Annotated in this window: 10 protein-coding genes and 1 tRNA gene; 1 reads left to right on the forward strand and 10 read right to left on the reverse strand. The window is 39.3% G+C overall.

Features of this window, described 5'->3' with window-relative positions; translation table 11 throughout:
* Positions 1-73: 73 nt before the first annotated feature.
* The 10 genes from QX565_RS11545 to QX565_RS11590 form a co-directional block, all read right to left on the reverse strand.
* Positions 74-2,371, reverse strand: coding sequence for a family 20 glycosylhydrolase (locus QX565_RS11545; protein WP_289292808.1), 2,298 nt, complete (start codon positions 2,369-2,371; stop codon positions 74-76).
* 205 nt (positions 2,372-2,576) lie between these two features.
* Positions 2,577-2,664: transfer RNA gene (locus QX565_RS11550), tRNA-Ser, on the reverse strand.
* Between the two features lie 155 nt (positions 2,665-2,819).
* Positions 2,820-4,943, reverse strand: coding sequence for a zinc-dependent metalloprotease (locus QX565_RS11555; RefSeq protein ID WP_289292809.1), 2,124 nt, complete (start codon positions 4,941-4,943; stop codon positions 2,820-2,822).
* Positions 4,936-6,174 (reverse strand): T9SS type A sorting domain-containing protein, encoded by a 1,239-nt coding sequence (locus QX565_RS11560; RefSeq protein ID WP_221650853.1) that lies wholly within the window; start codon positions 6,172-6,174, stop codon positions 4,936-4,938. Before QX565_RS11560 ends, QX565_RS11555 begins: the two co-directional genes overlap by 8 nt.
* Before the next feature lie 108 nt (positions 6,175-6,282).
* Positions 6,283-7,581 carry a DUF4302 domain-containing protein gene (locus QX565_RS11565; protein ID WP_289292810.1) on the reverse strand — a complete coding sequence of 433 codons (1,299 nt, stop codon included), beginning with the start codon at positions 7,579-7,581 and terminating at the stop codon, positions 6,283-6,285.
* A 10-nt stretch (positions 7,582-7,591) separates the two neighbouring features.
* Positions 7,592-8,479: a zinc-binding metallopeptidase gene (locus QX565_RS11570; RefSeq protein ID WP_289292811.1), complete on the reverse strand. Its 888-nt coding sequence runs from the start codon at positions 8,477-8,479 to the stop codon at positions 7,592-7,594.
* Positions 8,480-8,498: 19 nt separating this feature from the next.
* On the reverse strand, positions 8,499-10,055 hold the full coding sequence (locus QX565_RS11575; RefSeq protein WP_289292812.1) for a RagB/SusD family nutrient uptake outer membrane protein: 1,557 nt from the start codon (positions 10,053-10,055) through the stop codon (positions 8,499-8,501).
* 16 nt (positions 10,056-10,071) lie between these two features.
* Positions 10,072-13,395, reverse strand: coding sequence for a SusC/RagA family TonB-linked outer membrane protein (locus QX565_RS11580; RefSeq protein WP_289292813.1), 3,324 nt, complete (start codon positions 13,393-13,395; stop codon positions 10,072-10,074).
* Between the two features lie 315 nt (positions 13,396-13,710).
* Positions 13,711-15,237 carry a tetratricopeptide repeat protein gene (locus QX565_RS11585; protein WP_221650858.1) on the reverse strand — a complete coding sequence of 509 codons (1,527 nt, stop codon included), beginning with the start codon at positions 15,235-15,237 and terminating at the stop codon, positions 13,711-13,713.
* A 1,230-nt stretch (positions 15,238-16,467) separates the two neighbouring features.
* A complete protein-coding gene (locus QX565_RS11590; RefSeq protein WP_221648518.1) occupies positions 16,468-16,938 on the reverse strand; it encodes a hypothetical protein in 471 nt (156 codons plus the stop codon).
* 1,171 nt (positions 16,939-18,109) lie between these two features.
* Here QX565_RS11590 and QX565_RS11595 point away from each other — a divergent pair.
* On the forward strand, positions 18,110-19,542 hold a 1,433-nt coding region (locus tag QX565_RS11595; RefSeq protein ID WP_289292817.1), incomplete at its 3' end, for a ligand-binding sensor domain-containing protein.

A 19,542-nucleotide genomic window follows, 5' to 3' on the forward strand; every position in this document is an offset into this window, starting at 1 on the left:
TATTGCTAGAAATCAGAGAAATAGCATTTTCTGAAACGCCATGCTATTCTGTGATAATATATATAATACTTTCTTAATGCTTCAACCAATCTTTACCAAGTATTTGTTTTTCTCCTTTTTCATTGATTAAAGACATCTCCAACGTACCGCCATTATTGTCGAAGTAACGAATTTCAATCGGATGAAGTCCCTCCTTCAAAGTCACCTGAGCTATTACTTCACGCGGTGAATGAGGTCCGTCATTATCAATGAGCAGTTTTCCGTCAATCAACAGCGTACTGCCATCATCCGAAAGCAAAGCCAGTGTATATATTCCATCGACCGGGACCTGCAAGTAGCCTTTCAACACCAGTCCGATATCTCCTTTCACTCCCTCAGGGATAGACACCGTTTCAACCACATATGTATCCTTCACCGGAGCAGCATCAATATCAGCACATTTCTCTCCCTTAAAATCATGCCATACAACATTCAACCCGTCTCCTGAAACAGTTGCCGTACCATCTGCCTCTGCATAAGGAGCTTTCACAAGCTTAGTTTTCACCATATCACAAGCCGAACCATCAGGACGGAATGTGCGCAATGTAAACTCTGTGGTTTCTGTCACCTTCAGCGGCCCCTCGTATAGTTGAGATGCCTTTGTCGGAAATTTACCATCTGTAGTATAACGTATTTCAGCATCAGGAAGCGGACATTTGATATCCAGGGTGGCTTCATCCACAAAAGCATTCGTATTATAAAAGCCTTCCAAATCGGGGATACGATAATTAATATTCATAGCATCCAGCCGTTTAAACTGAGGAATAAGGGCTTTGTAAAAGTCATCTATATTAGGCTTGGCAGAAGGTTCTACCCAAGCTATTTCACTCAGTGCAAGCAAGCGCGGCATCATCATATATTCCAGACGCTTCATAGAAGGAATCCATTCGCACCAGAAATTGGCCTGTACACCTAACACCCGTTTTTGCTGTTCGGGAGTAAGTTCTGCAGGTATGGGTTCATAAGCCAATAACTTAGGCAGTGTCGTTTTATCCTGTAGATAATCGAAATAGAAATAATTATTCTCCGTATTAATCACCTGCTTGCCTTCGGAAGTAGCAGTGGGAATAGCTTTAGGTGCCCAGCTTCTCCACCACATAATAGTAGCATTGTCAGAAAGACCATCTGCAATAACTTCGTCCCAACCAATAAACTTCTTTCCGTTCTCCATAAAGAACGTCTCCATTTGGCGCACAAACCATGCCTGCAATCCATTTTCTGATTGTATCCCCTCCCGCTTCATGCGGCGCTGACAATCAGCACATTTTTTCCAGTTGGCCATATCCACCTCATCACCTCCCATATGTACATACATATAAGGAAAGAGCTGAAACACCTCTTTATAAACATTCTTACAGAACTCCAAAGTAGAATCCTTTCCCGGACAAATGGGAGATGAGAACACACTTCCCCAGCCGATCAGCCCCGTACAGGCAATCTCCGGATATTGATTAATAGCTGCCAGGAAGTGTCCCGGCATATCAATCTCCGGTATTACATCAATGCCACGCTGAGCGGCATAAGCCACAATCTCTTTAATGTCATCCTGTGTATAATATCCGCCATACAACGTATCTCCCTCTACTATTTCCATCTTATCTTCAGGGATCCGGAAATCCAGATTATCTTCTTCTACCATACGATGCATACACTCTCTGTCGTGGGAATTGAATTTACGCCACGCTCCTTTTGCGGTAAGTAGCGGATATTGTTTGATTTCAATACGCCATCCCTGATCATCGGTCAGATGCCAGTGAAATTTATTCAATTTGTAAAGAGCCATCATATCGAGCACGTGCTTCACCTCCTGCTTGCTCCAGAAGTGACGTGAAGCATCGAGCATCATCCCGCGCCATGCCAGACGCGGCGCATCTTCTACCTTGACGGCGGGGATAGAATAAGAAGCACCCTGAGAAAGCTGTTCAATGGTGGCGGGTAACAATTGACGAATAGTAGAAATAGCGGAAATGATACCGGAATAATCAGCAGCTTCCACTACAATGTTACCGGAAGTGATATTCAGCTTATACGCGCCCTCTTTCTCTTTTGCATCGGTCAATTTCAAAAAAATATCAGCAGACTGTTCACCTGCTTCCGTAGTAGAGGTCACTGCATTTTGCAATATAGTTTGCAAATACTCCGCAGCTGGCAACAATGATTTATCGGAAACACCAATCTTTAGTTCGTTCTTCAATACAAATGCACCAGATTGTGTTGTTAACTGAACGGGTGTGGGAAGCACAGCAACCTCTTGTCTGACAGACGAATCTGAACAAGAAGAAAGGATGCATGCTGACATGGCTAGCAAAGAGAAGCAAAGTTTCTTAAACATAAAGGCTATTTTTAATAAGTAATGTTGCAAAATTATTTTGTATAATGCTGATTTATCCGTTCGGGATTAATTAAATTAATCAATCTGAGTTAATCTGCGTTTTAATTAATACAACTGAGAAGGGCAAAATACTAATCCGGATAGCAAATATTACAATAAATGGAAGCCCTGCAATACAATTATGTATGCAGGGCTTCATTTGTTGCGGAGAGAACGAGATTCGAACTCGTGATACCCTTTAGGGGTATACACGCTTTCCAGGCGTGCCTCTTCAACCACTCGAGCACCTCTCCTTCTAGGTTTCGGGCGGCAAAAGTAATGGTTATTTTTGAACTTTGCAACAAAAACTCCTTATTTTAGTTTCAACTACCGGAGAGTTTTCATCCTCTCCGGCAAACGAGACTAAAATAAGGAGCATAAACAATATTGAAATAAGAAAAATCTTCAATTAATTGTCAAGTACAACAATCTTAAATTTATACATATCCTTTGTATTTGCAGATACTTGCAGAATATACATACCCGGAGTTAAATTTTCAACAGAAATAACGTTCCGGTCACCCTCTATCCGGATTACTTCTACCCCTTCCAGATTGAACAACTGGGCCGACATGAACTCTCCTTCAATGAATACCTCTTTGCGTGCCACTGTAGGAGAAACCTTGACTTCACTCTGTGAAATATCAGAAATACCTGTTGCCACGTTTAATCCAGGGCGGGATTCTGCCACAAATTTTCTCATGAATGCGGCTTGTTCCTTTGTAAACATACAAGCACAGTCCAGCGCATAATCCATATAATTCTCTGTTTGCACGAGATGCCCACATTGGAAAACCGGTTCTTCACAACCTACCACAGCATATTGTGTAAACTGAGTGTATGGAGTATCTTCAAATCCGTCATCAACAGGAACGTAAATACCATTCTTATCTACAAGAACAACGTTGGGATGACGTAAACCAAAATAGTGTCCCAATTCATGAATAGCCGTTTTAAAGATAGCTTTATCATTAATTTCATTTCGTCCGCCAAAGGTATAATATACATCTACCGTCAAACCATCGAGCATAGAGCCTTCTTCGGAGTCGAGCCAGGATTGCCAGAATGTCATATCCTGTTTTTCCACCCAGTTCAGATAAGCCTGATAAGCAGAGCCCGATTCGGGGTTCGTAACAAATCCACCCACCGTACTCAATTCATTCCAACCGCCCAAATCGACAACATAAATATTGATGTAACGTTTATGATCCCAGTTCCGGGGTGTTAAATCATCCTCAAACTTATATGCATACTTTTCCCAGATAGTCGTTCCTTGCAGCAGATAAGCACTCTCCTTCGTCTGATGATAAACAACGCCGGTTGTTGTATTGCCCGATGGGTCAACCTTAGCAAGTTCAAACTGGATATGCGGATTACCTACTACTCCCTTAAACGGTTCACGAACATTCTCCATATCAGTGGAACCGTATGCTCTATTCAGCTCATCAATCATTTTCTGAGCTTGCGCTTCGGTGATAGATTTCGATGGAGTATTCGGATTATACACCACATGCACCACTACCGGGAGTTTGATCACTTCATCTTCACTCAGCAGTGCAACCGTACGGGGAGTAGATCGTGTTTGGGGAGACACCGTAAATGCCGCACTATCCGACAGATGAACAGGAGTCTGCATTATCATACTCCTGGCACCCGAACCTTCCGGGGCTTGTAATAGTTCACAATACCCATCCTCGTACTGCTCATAAATAGTAGGATTATTATTTCTCACATAATTTTCCAACTGAGAAGTAGCCAAAGACATATCATTCACATTGGCACACAACAACCCGGCAGACATCTCATACATTTGAGGAGCAAATACCACTCCATTGGCAACAGGAATGGGAGAACCACCACCAGATACTTCCCAAAAATCGATATTAAACAATCCGTTCAAAGCGATACGGGAGGTAAAATCTTCCGGTTTGGAATAGCGGCTATAGCAAGCCGGAGAAAATTTAATAACGGGTACCTTTCTGCCATCGATATCAAGTTCCCGCTTATAGCTGACCTCTGCCCAATCGTAAACAGTATTTCCATCCTGTCCAAACTGAGTAATAACCCAAGAGTCTCCCGGTTCTGCATCCATATCAATCCATTTGAACCAGAATTTCTTTGGCATGTCTCCGGTAGTAAAATCAACATCGCGAAGAACATAAGATTTATTCCCCTCTCTAAAAGCATAGAAAGTACCGTCTTCTTTAAGTGCTTTTCCCGGCTCAGTTGAGTTTTGCCACGTTTCATTACGCCATATTTCTATCTTTGCAGCCAGAATCTCTTCTTCAACTTCATCGGCATCTTTCTTGCCGTTTCCATTACGGTCTACAGCGGCTCTGATCGTTTCATGTGCCGTCACTTTATATTTACGGAATCCGTAACTATGCTCTCGGGCAAACCAGTAATTCCAATGAGAGCCAACTTTAGCCAAAGGTTCCGGTGTATTACCCTCCACTGGAGCGGCAATAGCCCCGGTAAGCGGGAAGCTTACCAAGGCTATACAAATTAATACATATGAAAAGAACTTATTCATAGATATATATTTTTTTATTATAAACTTTACCGTCTGCAATGAGACTGACAACATACAATCCCTTTTCCAAACCACTTACATCCAGTGTATACTGACTATTATTCACAGCAGATACGCGCATTACCTCCAATCCGGCAACCGAATAAACAGAAATATTGCCGATATTGCCTTCTGCCTGTACATAGATTTCTTTTAACGAAGCGTTGTAATACACTTCCATATTCTGCACCCCTATATTCCCAATCGAAGTAGAAACAAGAGGAGTATAATAGTAACTGTGAGAGCTATCGGGTACCCATTCGTCTTTGTAAGACTGGTAAGTCACCGAAGCTATTTTTGCCAGATTCCCATTCGTATCGTATGTGTAAGTTTTCTTTGAACTGATCTCTAAAAGTCCTGTTGAATAGCTTTTATTAAAGTACTCTTCATAAGTTACCTGTCCTCTTTCATTGAGAGTGTATACATAACTGGTAGATACCGTCCACCCTCCGGCCTGGGAATCCATATTATAATTTTCCCGCTTCGTCATCTGATTCTTATCATTATAAGTCATAATGGTGTAATAACTAAGATTCCAAGTACCTTCTCCCCCGTCTGCTCCTGCAGTAAAATGATAATTTTCTATCTTTTTCGGTACATCAACTGCCAGGAAATCCGAATATTCATTTTTAGCATTTACTTGCATCGGCTTAATAGCTGTCTCCCACGGTGCCCCTGACGGACGGATGGATTCTGTCATTCTGACCAATGAACCGTCAGGCCCATATTCATATTCATTAATCGAATTGTCTACATAATCCTCAATGTTCTGGTTATATCTGTAAGTCGTTACCTTTACCTTCTGATCTTTATCATTATATTCATAAACAACATAACTGTTCAACCGATAATCAACTACATCACCATAAGATTCATTACGATAAACACACTCTTTTATCAAAAGCCCCTTTTGATTATACTCATAGCTGATAGAATCTCCATATGTCGGTTTAAAAGCAGGAGTTGTCCACTCACTGTAAGTAATACTCATTTCGTACGTCTTACGTTTCTCCGAATCGTAGCCATATAAAACTTTCCTTTCGGGCTTGTCATTCCGTGTCTTCGTCACGATAGAGTCCAGAACAAATTTATCATTATTGCTTGTCCGCATCGCTATATCCAAATTCGAAATTTGTCCCATCACAGCACCACTTGCTATCAGTGCTACCCCCATAAGTAATGTTTTCCTCATAATACACATTTTTTTAAATTAATATTAAAGTCGTTTATCCCTCTCCTTTCTGTTTCCGTTTCTTGTCTTTGTTGGCAAGAAACGGATATATGATAAAAAGCTTATTTATCAGTTAATAAATGGATATTGTATTGGTTCTCTGGATAAAATTATTGTATTGGTAGGACGATCATCCTGCGTCAATTTAATTTTGGTAGGACGCTTCGGATTATCTACTGCCGTTATAGTATAAGTCTGCCTCCGGGACATGAAAAGCATGATACTCCACCAGGTTGCATATCCGTCCGGAATAAAGTTCCTGTAATCACCACCCATATAGCCGCTGTATTCCATAATAATTTTGTTTTTACCGGACAATTCATAATACATTAGTGCATCGGAAAAACCAAATCCTTGTACCTGCGTATACCACACATAATCTAAAACACCCTCGCCATAAGGTTCGAATCCTACAGATTCCACCTTTTCGGCAGCAACAGGACTATTTGCATCTATAATTTCCTGCCAGAAATTCTGCCCGATAGGTCCCAAACCACTGAACGAAAGATACCATACATTATTCACAAACATAGCGTTCAGTGGATAATCAGGAACAAACTGCACCGACGGGTATTCTGGCGAATACAGATAACTATTCTCTCCCGCATCTTTATAAGTTAATGAAGTAAATGTCTTTCCATTCAGAGTAAAAGGTTTATAGAACTCGAGGCCCTCTGCCGTCAATACAAAAGGCGCATAGGTATAAACAAGGTTATCTCCGTCTTTCTCGGTCAGCACCAGGCGATTCCAGGATACGGTGAGCTCCTGTGAGTAGCCGTCGTCTTCAAAAATAAATGCAGGATATTCTTGCATTATATCATTCATGTCAAAAATCTTTTTAATGTATTCATCCCAGTCGACATTTTCAGCTATTGGAGTCATAACTGCCAACGAACCGGACTTAGTACCCTTCAATACTACCTTCTGCGGCGTACATTCATCCATCACAGTAAAATCATAATCACCTTCCATACCACTTCCTATACCTCCGACTCCACTATCGGGTGAAGCAAAAAAGTGAATGATAGAATTGTAAGTATCAAATGACAATACTATTCCTGCCGATTGTTTTAAAGAGTACAAGCTTGTCATTCGTTCACCAACTCCGGCAACATCACTGGCCGCTGTCACCTTTCCATCCGTAGAAAAGGACAGGAACAGGTTATATCCACCATACTTTTGGGTTGCATTCGGATAATATTGCATCAGCCATCCATTTTTTGCACCCAACAGTACCTCATTCACATGTGTCAGAGATGCTTCTATACGATTGGCAGACGAATCCTCAAACAGATTTTCCTCCTCCGGAGAACAGGCCGCCAGAGTAAATACCATGAAGAAAAACAGTATATAATTTATTCTTTTCATAATTCGTATCTTATTTTAAACCACTTAAATCAAGAGAAGAAACTTCGGCAGAACGACGTTGAACAATGGTACGAAGTTCGTCCAAACTGATATCCCAGGAAGTAATTAAGTATTCTTTTACTATCTCCAGTTTCTGCTGCAAAGCTTCTTTGCCTTCACCAGCCATATTCATTCTCTCTTTCCACCATTGAGCATCGTGAGTCACATAGTTGGCTATCATCTCCACAAAATCTTCCTGAGATTCCGTACTGGCATAATTAGAAATAAAGCCCAACTCTAAAGCTTCCTTTTCAGACAAATTCATCCAGCTGGGGCCAGTATATTTGCCCATTGTGATTTCGTTGTACTCCACCGGATAGTCTTTGGTTTGATGCAGAATATGAGCAAATTCGTGATGCATCGTTTTAAAATACCATTCATTCAACACCTCCACATCAGGATTTTCAGTATCCAGCTCATTTACATTGTATAATACAACCTTCAACCCGCCTTCGGCTGTACCCAACACTACTGAGTGAGAATCCGGATTATAAGCTTTGGAACCTATTAGGGTTATAATCTTCGGACAGTAGGTTTTAATGAACATGCCCCCATCATTCATCAATTCCTCATAAGACTCCAGCCAAAGGAACTTTACCAGTTTAGCCAATGCGATTGACTTGTCATAATCCGCCGGAAGCAGATTGTATTGATGATCAGACTCTTTGTCTTCAAACCGGTACTTAAAATCAATATTATACGGATTGACATATTCTGTCAGAAGCCAATTGTCAAATTCATTTCTTTCAGGGCTCTCCGTATCAAAAATACTTGTATCACTCAATGAATCTTCACTGCAAGAGGTTAGAATCCCCCCTGCTATCACTGCCACAATAAATATCCACTTATTATATTTCATAATTCTTTCTTTTTACTTATTATCTTGGATTAGCCTGTAAACCTGCACTTATCACATCCTGAGGTAGCTGGAAAGCACGGCGTCTATCTTCTTTTTTCAGCACGATGTCTGAGTTTCCATCCCGATTATGAACCAATTCAATGCCATAGCGTTTCAGGTCGAACCAACGCATACCATCATGAAGCAGTTCGATACGGCGTAAATGGAGAATTAATTGAAGCATATTTTCTTGTTGTGATCCCTCTTCTATCGTAAACCCAAGTGGATTCAAATGTTTCTTAATACTACGAAATTGTGTATTTTCGGTAGAAGCATAACCGATACCATCATAAAAGCGGTTGATTTCTCTCAGGGTAGTAGCCGTTTTTGTGGTACTATGCGACTTAATCCACATATTAATATCCGCCAATGCTTTGTTCTCATTTTCTTCTCCGCCTAATAAGATATAGGCTTCGGCACGGCAAAGGAGCGTTTCATCCGTCCGGAATGGTATATCCAGATAATGTACAAAACCAATACCACTTTCTTTGTCAATATATTCAAAATATATCTGGCTTTTAAAGAAATTGTTTTTAGTTTCTAACGCACTAATCTGATTCAACATGGCCAACCGGCCCCAAGGACAAATATTATCATCGTAATAAGCAGCCACAGTTTCACTCGTAAAAATCTCATTACCATGTCCGTAACGTTCCCCCAATGTATAGGACCCCAATGCATAGCCAACATCGGAATAAGACGGTAAAAACATCAGGTTACAGGCTAACTTCGGATCATTATACACATTTGCCACATCTTTCGAGGCAGATTGTACAATATCACTCCAATCGCGTAAAACTTTGCTCGGTACGGCACCCAATACACGATCAGCAGCCGTTATCACTTTGCTCCATTGCTGAGTAAACAAATAAAAGCGGGCAGCAAAAGCATAGGCAGCCTTTATATTAAAATGATATTTGGGAACCGAATACAGGTTATCATTAATCAATGGCAAACCTGCTTCCAGATCTTCCTGGATATACTTATAGGTTTCGGCCAATGTTCCTCTCTCATAGTAGGGCCTTACTTCTGTTTCCGGACGGATAGCATATGGAATACCCAACTCTGCAGAAGCCGTAGCCGGATTATAAGGCATACAAAAGAGATTGGCTAATACAAAGTGGGAATACGCACGGCACAGCAATGCTTCTCCTTTATGTGGATTCAAACTGGCAGGGCTCCCCTCCTCTTCTATCTTTTGAAGTACCTGATTGGCAGCCGCAATGGCATTGTAATGTGCATCCCACAACATTTTAGGAGAGTCGTTAGACTCTGCCGTTACATCTTTCCACAAATAAGCCTCTTCCTGTTCCTGTCCTATCAAGTCATAGCTAATGCCATTGTCCATTGCATTGTCCGATGCCATTTCCGTCAACAGAATATAAGTAGTAGTAGGATAAGCAGAAACAAGCAATTTGGCCATTTTATCAGCCGAGTCTATTTCAGTGCGATTGTCGGGAAGTGTATCCAAAAAATCACTGCAAGAAGATAATACCAAGACTCCACCTAATGCTATATGTAATATATTTCTTTTCATAATAATTTTCAATCTATTAAATACCCAATCTCAAAGTCAATGTAAATTGTTTAGGAACAGGAACCGCCACTCCACCGGAGTTGAAAAATTCAGGATCTTGTCCGTTCAACTTCTTGTCTGCATAAAGCAGGAATAGATTCGTACCTTGTATCTTCAATGACAGATTACTCATACGTAACTTTGAAACCAGTACTTTCGGGAAATCATAGGTTAATGAAATCTCTTTCATACGAATAAAATCACCCTTGGCAATACGGGCCGTTGAGTAGTTGTAAGCATTGTAGGCTTTATTCAAATAAGAATTCATTGTGTTCTGGCGTAAATCTGCAATGACCGGAATCGATGTTACATTTTCGTCACCAGCCACAGTCCAACGGTTTTTAAACTCTTTCGGAGTAGCATCCAGATCCGAATAAGCATTACTAAACACCGGATCAAGACGAATCACATTGCCGAATGAATATGTTATAAACAAATTCAACTTGAAACCTTTATAATAAAACAGATTGCCGAAACTACCTGTAATAGTAGGATCTGTGGACCCTTCATACACCAAGTGAGATTTATTTTCGCGCTCCTGGAAATTAATATCAGTCACCGTCACTTCACCCTTTTCATTAATAAAAGTCGGCAAACCTTCTTCATTCAATCCCCGGAAGTCCAAAGAGTACAATGAGCGTACCGGATTGCCCTCCAATGCAAAACCACTGCCCGAAATCATAGCCATCACATTCGCATCCGATTTTAATTCCGTCACTTTATTCTTTGCATTCGAGAAAATAAGATCCGTTGTCCATCTGAAATTATTCGTCTGAATGTTCTTGGTAGATAATGTAATCTCCACTCCATGCGATTCCATGCTCGCCACATTGGCCAACTTGGATACCTGTCCGCCTACTCCCATGGTATTTATCAAACCAATCAGATCATAATTATTACGCTTGTACCAATCGGCAGCCAGACTGATACGATTGTCGAGGAAACCAACTTCGGCACCAATGTTCAATTCGTGCTTCTTTTCATAAGTCAACTCACTGTTTTCCAGATCAGAGATCTGTAAACCTGACTCATTCACACTTGATAGAGGCCGCCAGGGATTATATCCTATGATAACAGCCAATGAGTTCGTTACGTTAGCGGGACCACGGTCAGCAGTCAAAGAGTAAGACGCTTTCAATGTAAAGTTAGAGAGAGAAGGACGTAAGGTCTCGAAAAAACTTTCTTCATGCATATTCCATGCCCCCGAAACGTTCCATGTAGGCAACCAGCGTGAAGAACGGCTCCGTCCCAGTTTATTGGAGCCTTCATAACGCATCGTCCCATTCACTGTATATTTTCCCTGATAGGAATAAGTAGCTGTACCAAAGAAAGAAACCTCACGGGATTTCGTACGGCTTACTGTATAGTAAGACGTGTTTTCTTCGTTACCCTGTTTGAAATAGCGATAATCATAATTGGCAAGCAAACCCATATCATACTGCATACCCACACCGTTGAACCAGCTTCTGCTACGGTCGGTTCCATTCAACTCCATACCACCAAATACATTCAGGATATGAGCATCGTTGTACATATCATTATAGGCCATCGTTGCACGAAAATCATAACTGTTCATTCCGTATTTCGTTTCACGATAGAAACCACCCACCGGAAGTACACTCACCGGAAGAGAGTTTGTATTATCCGGATCGGTATATAACCACGGATTGGCATTACGCATCGTCGCATCATCCATAGCACGGAATGCCCATGCCTGATTGGAATAATCTTCAACTGTATGAGTCTGCGTAGTGGTAGAATATTTATAAGCTCCCAAAGCAGTAACTTCTACTTTAGGAATAATCTTCCATTTTGCTTCTGCCTGAAAACGCATATCCACGACATTCAAATTCATATTGTTATTTTCTAACTCATGGAATATATTGAATGGAGCGTAGTTACGTACATAGTATTCATCGGGATCTAAAGTACGTGATGTGTTCAATGCAAATGAATAGGGGTTGATATCGAAGTCACGCTTCACCTCACCACTCACCGGATCAGTCTGAGAACCAAGCGCTCCCGGAGCTTTCTGCTTACGGTAAGAAGCGTTTCCTATTAGGTTTAAAGAGAAGTTCTTAAAGATATTATACAATGCATTCGTATTGACAGTGTAACGCTGAACGGAGCTTTGAGCATACCATCCCGGATCATTCATTACACTGATAGACGTATAATAAGAGGCCTTATCTGTTCCGGAAGACATGCTGACAGCATGATTCTGAGAAACACTATTGGAAAACAGAAGATCAAACCAGTCCGTGTTACGATATTCAGCATCACGCAAATACGAATTCACAGTTTCCGGTCTATTGGCAAGCATATATTGACCTGTAGCCGGATCATATGTATTCATCAGATGATACATCTTTCCATAAACTCCACTGTTGGAAGCACGATAAGATTCGGCAAATTTCAGATAACCGCCGGCCTCCATTTCTTTATATACTCCCATCTGTTCCTGGGAATTCATAATATTAAAGTTGCGATAGCTGGGTTTCATACGCATGGAAAACTCTCCGGTATAACTGATTTTATTGACTCCGGATTTACCTCTCTTCGTAGTCACCACGATTACACCCGCCATAGCACGTGCACCATATATAGAGGTGGCCGAACCATCTTTTAATATCTGAAAACTTTCGATATCATCGGCATTCAGACCAGCGATAGCAGAACTTATCAAGGTTTCGGCATCCCCGGAGGAAAGTTCATCAGCGCTAACCTCTGTTACGTCTTCCATTATTACACCATCGACTACCCATAAAGGCTTAGAACTACCATAAATAGAAGTAGCTCCACGTACACGAATCTTGGGAGCCGTACCGAATGTGCCGGATACGTTCTGTACAGAAACACCAGCCGAACGACCTTCCAGAGCACGACTGATATCCGGAATACCATCCAGCTTGGTTGCCTCTCCGGACAACTTATCCGATGCACCTGTGAAAAGACGTTTGTCCATCCTTTGCATACCGGTAACCACAACTTCCTCAATCATCTCGCTATCGGACTCCATTACAATGACCAGATTGGCTTTGATTGACACCTCCTGTGGCTTCATTCCCACATACGAAATCAGAATTTTCTTAGCATTTGACGGAACGTTGGACAAGATAAATTTACCGTCAATATCGGTCACCGTACCGATCCCCGTATCTTTAATTAATACAGAGGCACCAATGATCGGCTGACCGTCCTCTGCTGAGGTAACAGTACCTGTAACTCTTGAAATTTGGGCTACTATCAAATTCATTCCCATCATGCAAAAGCATAGTAGTAGCAGTAGTTTCTTTTTCATATTAACTATTTTGGTTCATTTTCAGAAAGAAGCATCAGAATGGAGCTTCTTCGTTAACGAACGCAAATATAGTCCTTCTGTTTCCCCGGGAATATTTTTGTTGCATTTATAACTACTTCCATCAAATAAGAACACACTTCAAAACTACGCACATCAATATAATAAACTAATAAACAGAAATATAGATAATCAAAAAGTCTTATACAATCGTTTCGAAAGACAGGTTTATATTTTGTTTTAAACTACTTATCGGCTCTTAAAAGAAAGACTGTCCCTATGTGAAATAGTTATAAAATAGTTCCTGATATTTCATCATCACCACTGCTCTACTTCCAATAAATAATCATAAATATCTTTTGAAGTATCTAAATCGAGTTTTTTCTTTAAACGGAATTTTCCGCTTTCAACTCCGCGCACAGACTTATTAGTGAGATTGGCTATCTCTTTGGTATTCAGGCCCAATTTAATTAATGTACACAATCGCAAATCCGATAAGCTCAAGTCCGAATGCCTCTTTTTCAGCTTATTATAAAACTCCTGCGATTCCTGTTCTACATAAAAAGTAAAGTCTTTCCCTAATTTTTCCGGAGTCAAAAAGCTAAGAACATCCTCAATCTCTTTGATACCTCTCAATACATCCGCCTTACTGCCGGCCATGCTCTTGATACGTGTTATAATCTTCCAGAGCTTAGGCATTTTTTCCTCCAAAGCCAGTATTTTCAATAACATATCATTTCCGTTGTATGATTCTGGCAGAGATTCAACACTCTCCCCGGCTTGCTCGTCTAAGGAAGAAACCTCTGTTTCTGTTCCAGTCTCTCTGCCATTGTATATCATAGCCCTTTTATTCCTTTTTACAGCCATTCTCCATTTGATAAAGACAAATGCTAATATCAATAAAACAATGATCCACAGATAAATACTCACTGAAAAGTGGTCAACCTCTTCCAATTCGGACAAAATGCGCAGGAACTTTACATTATATTCATCCAACTGTGTATACTTAGAGTTCTTAATGGCTTCTATAACGAGCAAACGAGCTTTTTCATAAGACTTATTATCAATCAGAAACTCACAATAGCCGGTCAGAATAATAGAATAAACTATCGGAGCTTTTTCTTTAGACATGGCAAGGCTCTCAATAAAATATTGTTCCGCCAACCCTTTCTTTCCCAAACGATAATAAACAAGAGCTAAGTTTCCGGTAGAAATAGCCTCATGTTTCTCCAAAATAACAGACAACCTCCGTGTCTCCAGATATTTTTCCAAAGCCTTTCCATATTGTTCAGTCTCCACATAGATATCTCCCAGATTGGATTGTGCATGAAACATCGCCTCAATGTCATTTATTAATTCTGCCTCATGCAAGGAATACAGTGCATATTTTTCTGATAAATCATACATCTTTTGCATCCCGTACATAGAAGACAATCCCATATAAGCCATAGCAAGCCTATGATGGGCACTATCGGGCAATTCTTGTACCAACCTGGTATAGTTATACTCAGCCTGAGAGTAATTCTTTGTCAGTGTTTGGTTCCACGCTGAAGTGGAAAGTAACTGATAGTAAATGTTCCGCACCAATTTACTCTTTTTTTGTCCCGCCGACATACTTTCATAACAATCCCACGCCTGTTTATCAAAAGTGCTCCCCTTCATCAAATCCCCTTCATTATTACAATAGTTTATCGAATCTAACAACCCGGCAAGGCTATCACACATTAATTTAAATGAAGTATCAGTTAGTGACACAGCAAAAATATTTTGCCCCAAAAGTAAAAGCAGAACGAACAGCACTTTTCTCACATAAATCAAGAATCCGATTCCTTTCAGCAATCTCATAGATGTAAAATCCCCCTCTAATATTATTCTATCATCACACAGAGACAACAAGTCTCTTTCTTGCAAAATTAAAAATAATATTCACTAAACGAGCACATTTTAGAGTTAAATGATAACACTATTTATGAATACGTATTTATTTTTTAACATAAGATAAAAATAAGAAAAGCATATAGCTATCTCAAAGATAGCTTCTACAAACTAAATGAGCATACTTTCATAAGTAATCCCTCTACTTTTTTTTATCCGTCATTCCTTTAAAATAGTATTCAGAACTTCATTATACCTCATTCACAGCTATCACGTATGAACTATATCACAATGATTATACCACGTATCCCGAAAAAACATATCGTTGATATTTGCATGCCGGTAAAACCATTGTAAAAAGAAAAAAAGTTTATCAATATCTACTTTGATATTGATAAACTTTTCATCCAGTACATTACCTCTTTCAATCATAAGTATTTCATCAAAATTATAGTTCTTTGGTAATTTAGTTGAAAGATTTGTCCTTGTACGGTTCTGAGTGTTGTATAATAGAAACATACAGTACATGCCTACTTACAATTTGACAAAGTGATATTCCTGTTCCTCTGTAATCCTCTAATTAAAGGAAGGTTTCTCACAAGTGATAAAAATCTTCGGCATTTCCGGTTTCTATTATCCCTATTGTACGACCTGCAAAGAATTACACGACAAAAATATCTTATTATTTTAACATTCACTACACTATTCAACTTTATAAGCTTCTTTGATTACACTTTAATAGTTAAAATTGGGATGAATTTAGCCGTCAGTTAGCGTCCGAAAGCGTTTTTCAAGGCGGTTTTATTTATTCTCGTAGAGTCTCGAATTGTTTCTCTACGAGGTTCGAGTGGTTCCTCGTAGAGAAACCGAACTTATCATGCCGGGAAAATTAGAATAACATGCCCATTAAATATGCATGTTTATCCAAATAAAGAAAGATTATACGGCAGAATACGCATAATAATTTGTATTATTATACAGATTATTCTCCAGTTACAGCAATAATCAGAATAAAGGTGTCATAAGAATCAGTCATATAAAAACAAAAAGACAGGATAACTACATTTCTCAAAACTTTTATTAATCCCATCATGACATTGTATTTAATGCTATCAACATCGGCTCATCAGTTCACTATGCATTTTACCCCCTTGTTAAATACGTACTTTTACAAAACATACAAACGTTACCGACTTTCCATTATGAATCGGTTTTAGAATTATTATTAAGTATCAGTCTTTTAATGTATTTAGCAGTTTTCCGCTTTAGCCTATAACCAATAAATATGATTCGGATTCTATTATATGTATTCAAAAAGAACTCAAAAATACAATTATGTTCTTCCTTTATAATGTATATAGTATGAATTTTCAGATTAATATTGAATGAATGGAGATGTCTGTTCTTCTTAAATAGTATAAATAGTACATCACCCACTTCTTCATATTCAACATAATCTATTGTACTTAATGGTATTGCAAACAAATCAGTATCTTTTTCTAATTTCAAACAGAATTCATCACAATATAAATTCAACCTTTCGAAGAAGGGTTTTATTAGTTCATATTTTTCCTGATTGGTTTGATTTGCCAATCCCATCAAACAAATCAATTCGATAACTCCCGAATCAGCCAGTTTAACTTCTATTCCAAATTCACTAATTTCATACATGTTAGTTTAGTTTTTTGTTGATCAAAAGATTTAATTTCATTCTTAATTTTGACCCGGAAGGTTTGGGGTTCAAAAAAGTATCATATTCTTTCTTATAAAGTACGTAAAAGAGATAGTTATTGAAATAAAATATATCATCTATTTCTATTGGACCAAAAATATTATTTAATGGCATCAGGTAATAACAAAAGATTTCAGGAAATTCGATTACTTCAAAATCTAAGAAGATGCAGTGATACTTCGTAAAAGGAAATAGGGTTAGATACTTCGAGTTGTTGTTTTGCTTTGGGATTTGTTTAAGACTAACATCTATAAACTCCCTTGTGTAAATATTCATACTGATAGGTTTTTAAGTTTCCTCTTAAAAAAAGAGGTGCGAACCGTACTCATCTGAAAACTGAAGGTAGTGGTGCTAACCCTTAATCAAACAGAGTAAGTACGCCCGCACCATATCAGTACGAGCGTTCTAAACTCATCTTGTTTGATTAATTTTTCTTCTAAAGCACCACCTTTTTCAGATAATCAAGACGTTCCGAAACGCTGTAATAAATTACATTTCGTGAAAATGGATTTCTCCCCATCTTCATTTGCAAAGATATACATTTTTCAATTAAATATCCTTTTCTTTTTGTTTTTTATTCGAAATGTTAGGTTCAGGTTATTCATCAACAGTTTCTTCCTTAGCTTGTTCAGCTACTTCAGAACTGATGACGATTCTTTTTCTTCATTAATAACTTAATAGCCGACTCCTTTTTGATAGCGCACTGATTATCTGAATAATAAACATTTAACCATGGGTGTTTTTATCTCAATTATTGGGTATGATTTAACTACTTCCAACACTTATTATCAGTGCCCAATTGCAATAACCCAAGTGACAATCAATTATATAGCTATCAGTTTAGAGAGTCGCAAATTGATAACTTTTCCATACTTTTGACACAGTCTTTTTACACCCTTCAGCGAAGAGACAGCGTAAATGCTATTAGCTACTAATGAAACAAAATTCATTTATTTTGGTGGATATTTAACGAATATTTTATAATTTTGCAGATGTGTTTTTGAATCTTTTGCGAGAAAAATGAAAATATCTTTAAACATTAGACGAATTTTTCTTTTTACTATCCTTTTCATCAGTAGTTCCGTAAGCAGGTGCCAGATTTATAAGTACATAGGACTGGAAGATGGCCTGAGCAACCAGAAAATATATCATATCCAAAAAGACCGAAGGGGATATATGTGGTTTCTAACCCAGGAAGGGGTAGACCGTTATGATGGAAAATATATCAAGCATTACAACTTTTCAGACGGCAGCATGAAGCTGGATTCGCGGGTTGCTTTGAGTTGGCTCTATATGGACAACAAGAATGTATTATGGGTAATCGGCCAGAAGGGTCGTATTTTCAAATATGATTCGCAGCATGATAAATTCGAACTGGTTTACGTACATCCGGAGCTAATCAGAAATAAGTCGCAGGCATTTCTGAATTACGGTTATTTGGACAAAAATGATCGTATCTGGCTGTGCTATAAAGATAGCATTACATGGTATGATATCCATACCGGAACAACTTTACATACGCCGACACCGGTCAACGGTGAAATAACTGCCATTGAACAGACGGATGGTAATCATTTCTTTATCGGTACAGGAAGTGGCCTGTTTCGTGCCGGGATAGAAAAGGGGAAGTTGAATATAGTGCCTGACGAAGCAGTAGAAAGTATCGATACACCAGTGCATGAACTCTATTACCACGCCCTTTCAAAACAACTATTTGTGGGAAACTATAAAGAGGGAATACTTATATATGACATGGGGAAAACAAGAAAAATCATCCCTTGTCAATCACCCAATAATGTAGAGATAAACCGGATTGTTACTTTGAACGCTCATGAACTTTTAGTAGCCACAGGCGGGAAAGGTGTATATAAACTGGATATGAATACATGCATGAGTGAACCCTATATAACAGCCGATTACAGTAGTTATAACGGAATGAACGGAAACAATATTAATGATATTTATGTGGATGAGGAGGAACGCATCTGGCTTGCCAATTATCCTACGGGTATTACCATCCGTAACAACCGTTATGGAAGTTATGACCTAATAAGGCATTCCATTGGCAATAACCTTTCATTGGTGAACGACCAGGTCCATGATGTGATCGAGGACAGTGACGGTGACCTCTGGTTTGCGACCAGTAACGGCATCAGTCTTTATCAGACCGATACAAAAGAATGGCGCTCATTCCTCAGTTCCTTTGATCCGGTACCGGATAACGAGAATCACATCTTTTTAGCACTGTGTGAGGTCTCTCCCGGCGTAATATGGGCTGGAGGTTTTATGCCAGGCATTTGCAAGATAGAAAAGAAGAAAGGGTTTAAGATCAGCCACCTTTCTCCTGCTGCTATTGCAGGAGTACGTCCCGACCAATATATATTTGACATCAAGAAAGATTCGTGCGGTGATGTCTGGTCCGGTGGATATTATCACCTGAAACGCATTAATCTTGAGACCAAAAGTGTGCGTCTATATCCGGGAGTAAACTCCATCACTACCATTCAGGAGAAAGACACCCGGCAGATGTGGATCGGTACAAG

Origin of the sequence: Bacteroides sp. 41_26, from assembly GCF_949740115.1 — a bacterium.
Taxonomy (GTDB): domain Bacteria; phylum Bacteroidota; class Bacteroidia; order Bacteroidales; family Bacteroidaceae; genus Bacteroides; species Bacteroides nordii.

Coding starts and splice junctions, on each gene's coding strand:
- QX565_RS11570 (WP_289292811.1), bottom strand. CDS start 8,479: ATGAAATATAATAAGTGGATATTTATTGTGGCAGTGATAGCAGGGGGG.
- QX565_RS11545 (WP_289292808.1), bottom strand. CDS start 2,371: ATGTTTAAGAAACTTTGCTTCTCTTTGCTAGCCATGTCAGCATGCATC.
- QX565_RS11585 (WP_221650858.1), bottom strand. CDS start 15,237: ATGAGATTGCTGAAAGGAATCGGATTCTTGATTTATGTGAGAAAAGTG.
- QX565_RS11555 (WP_289292809.1), bottom strand. CDS start 4,943: ATGAATAAGTTCTTTTCATATGTATTAATTTGTATAGCCTTGGTAAGC.
- QX565_RS11560 (WP_221650853.1), bottom strand. CDS start 6,174: ATGAGGAAAACATTACTTATGGGGGTAGCACTGATAGCAAGTGGTGCT.
- QX565_RS11575 (WP_289292812.1), bottom strand. CDS start 10,055: ATGAAAAGAAATATATTACATATAGCATTAGGTGGAGTCTTGGTATTA.
- QX565_RS11590 (WP_221648518.1), bottom strand. CDS start 16,938: ATGTATGAAATTAGTGAATTTGGAATAGAAGTTAAACTGGCTGATTCG.
- QX565_RS11565 (WP_289292810.1), bottom strand. CDS start 7,581: ATGAAAAGAATAAATTATATACTGTTTTTCTTCATGGTATTTACTCTG.
- QX565_RS11580 (WP_289292813.1), bottom strand. CDS start 13,395: ATGAAAAAGAAACTACTGCTACTACTATGCTTTTGCATGATGGGAATG.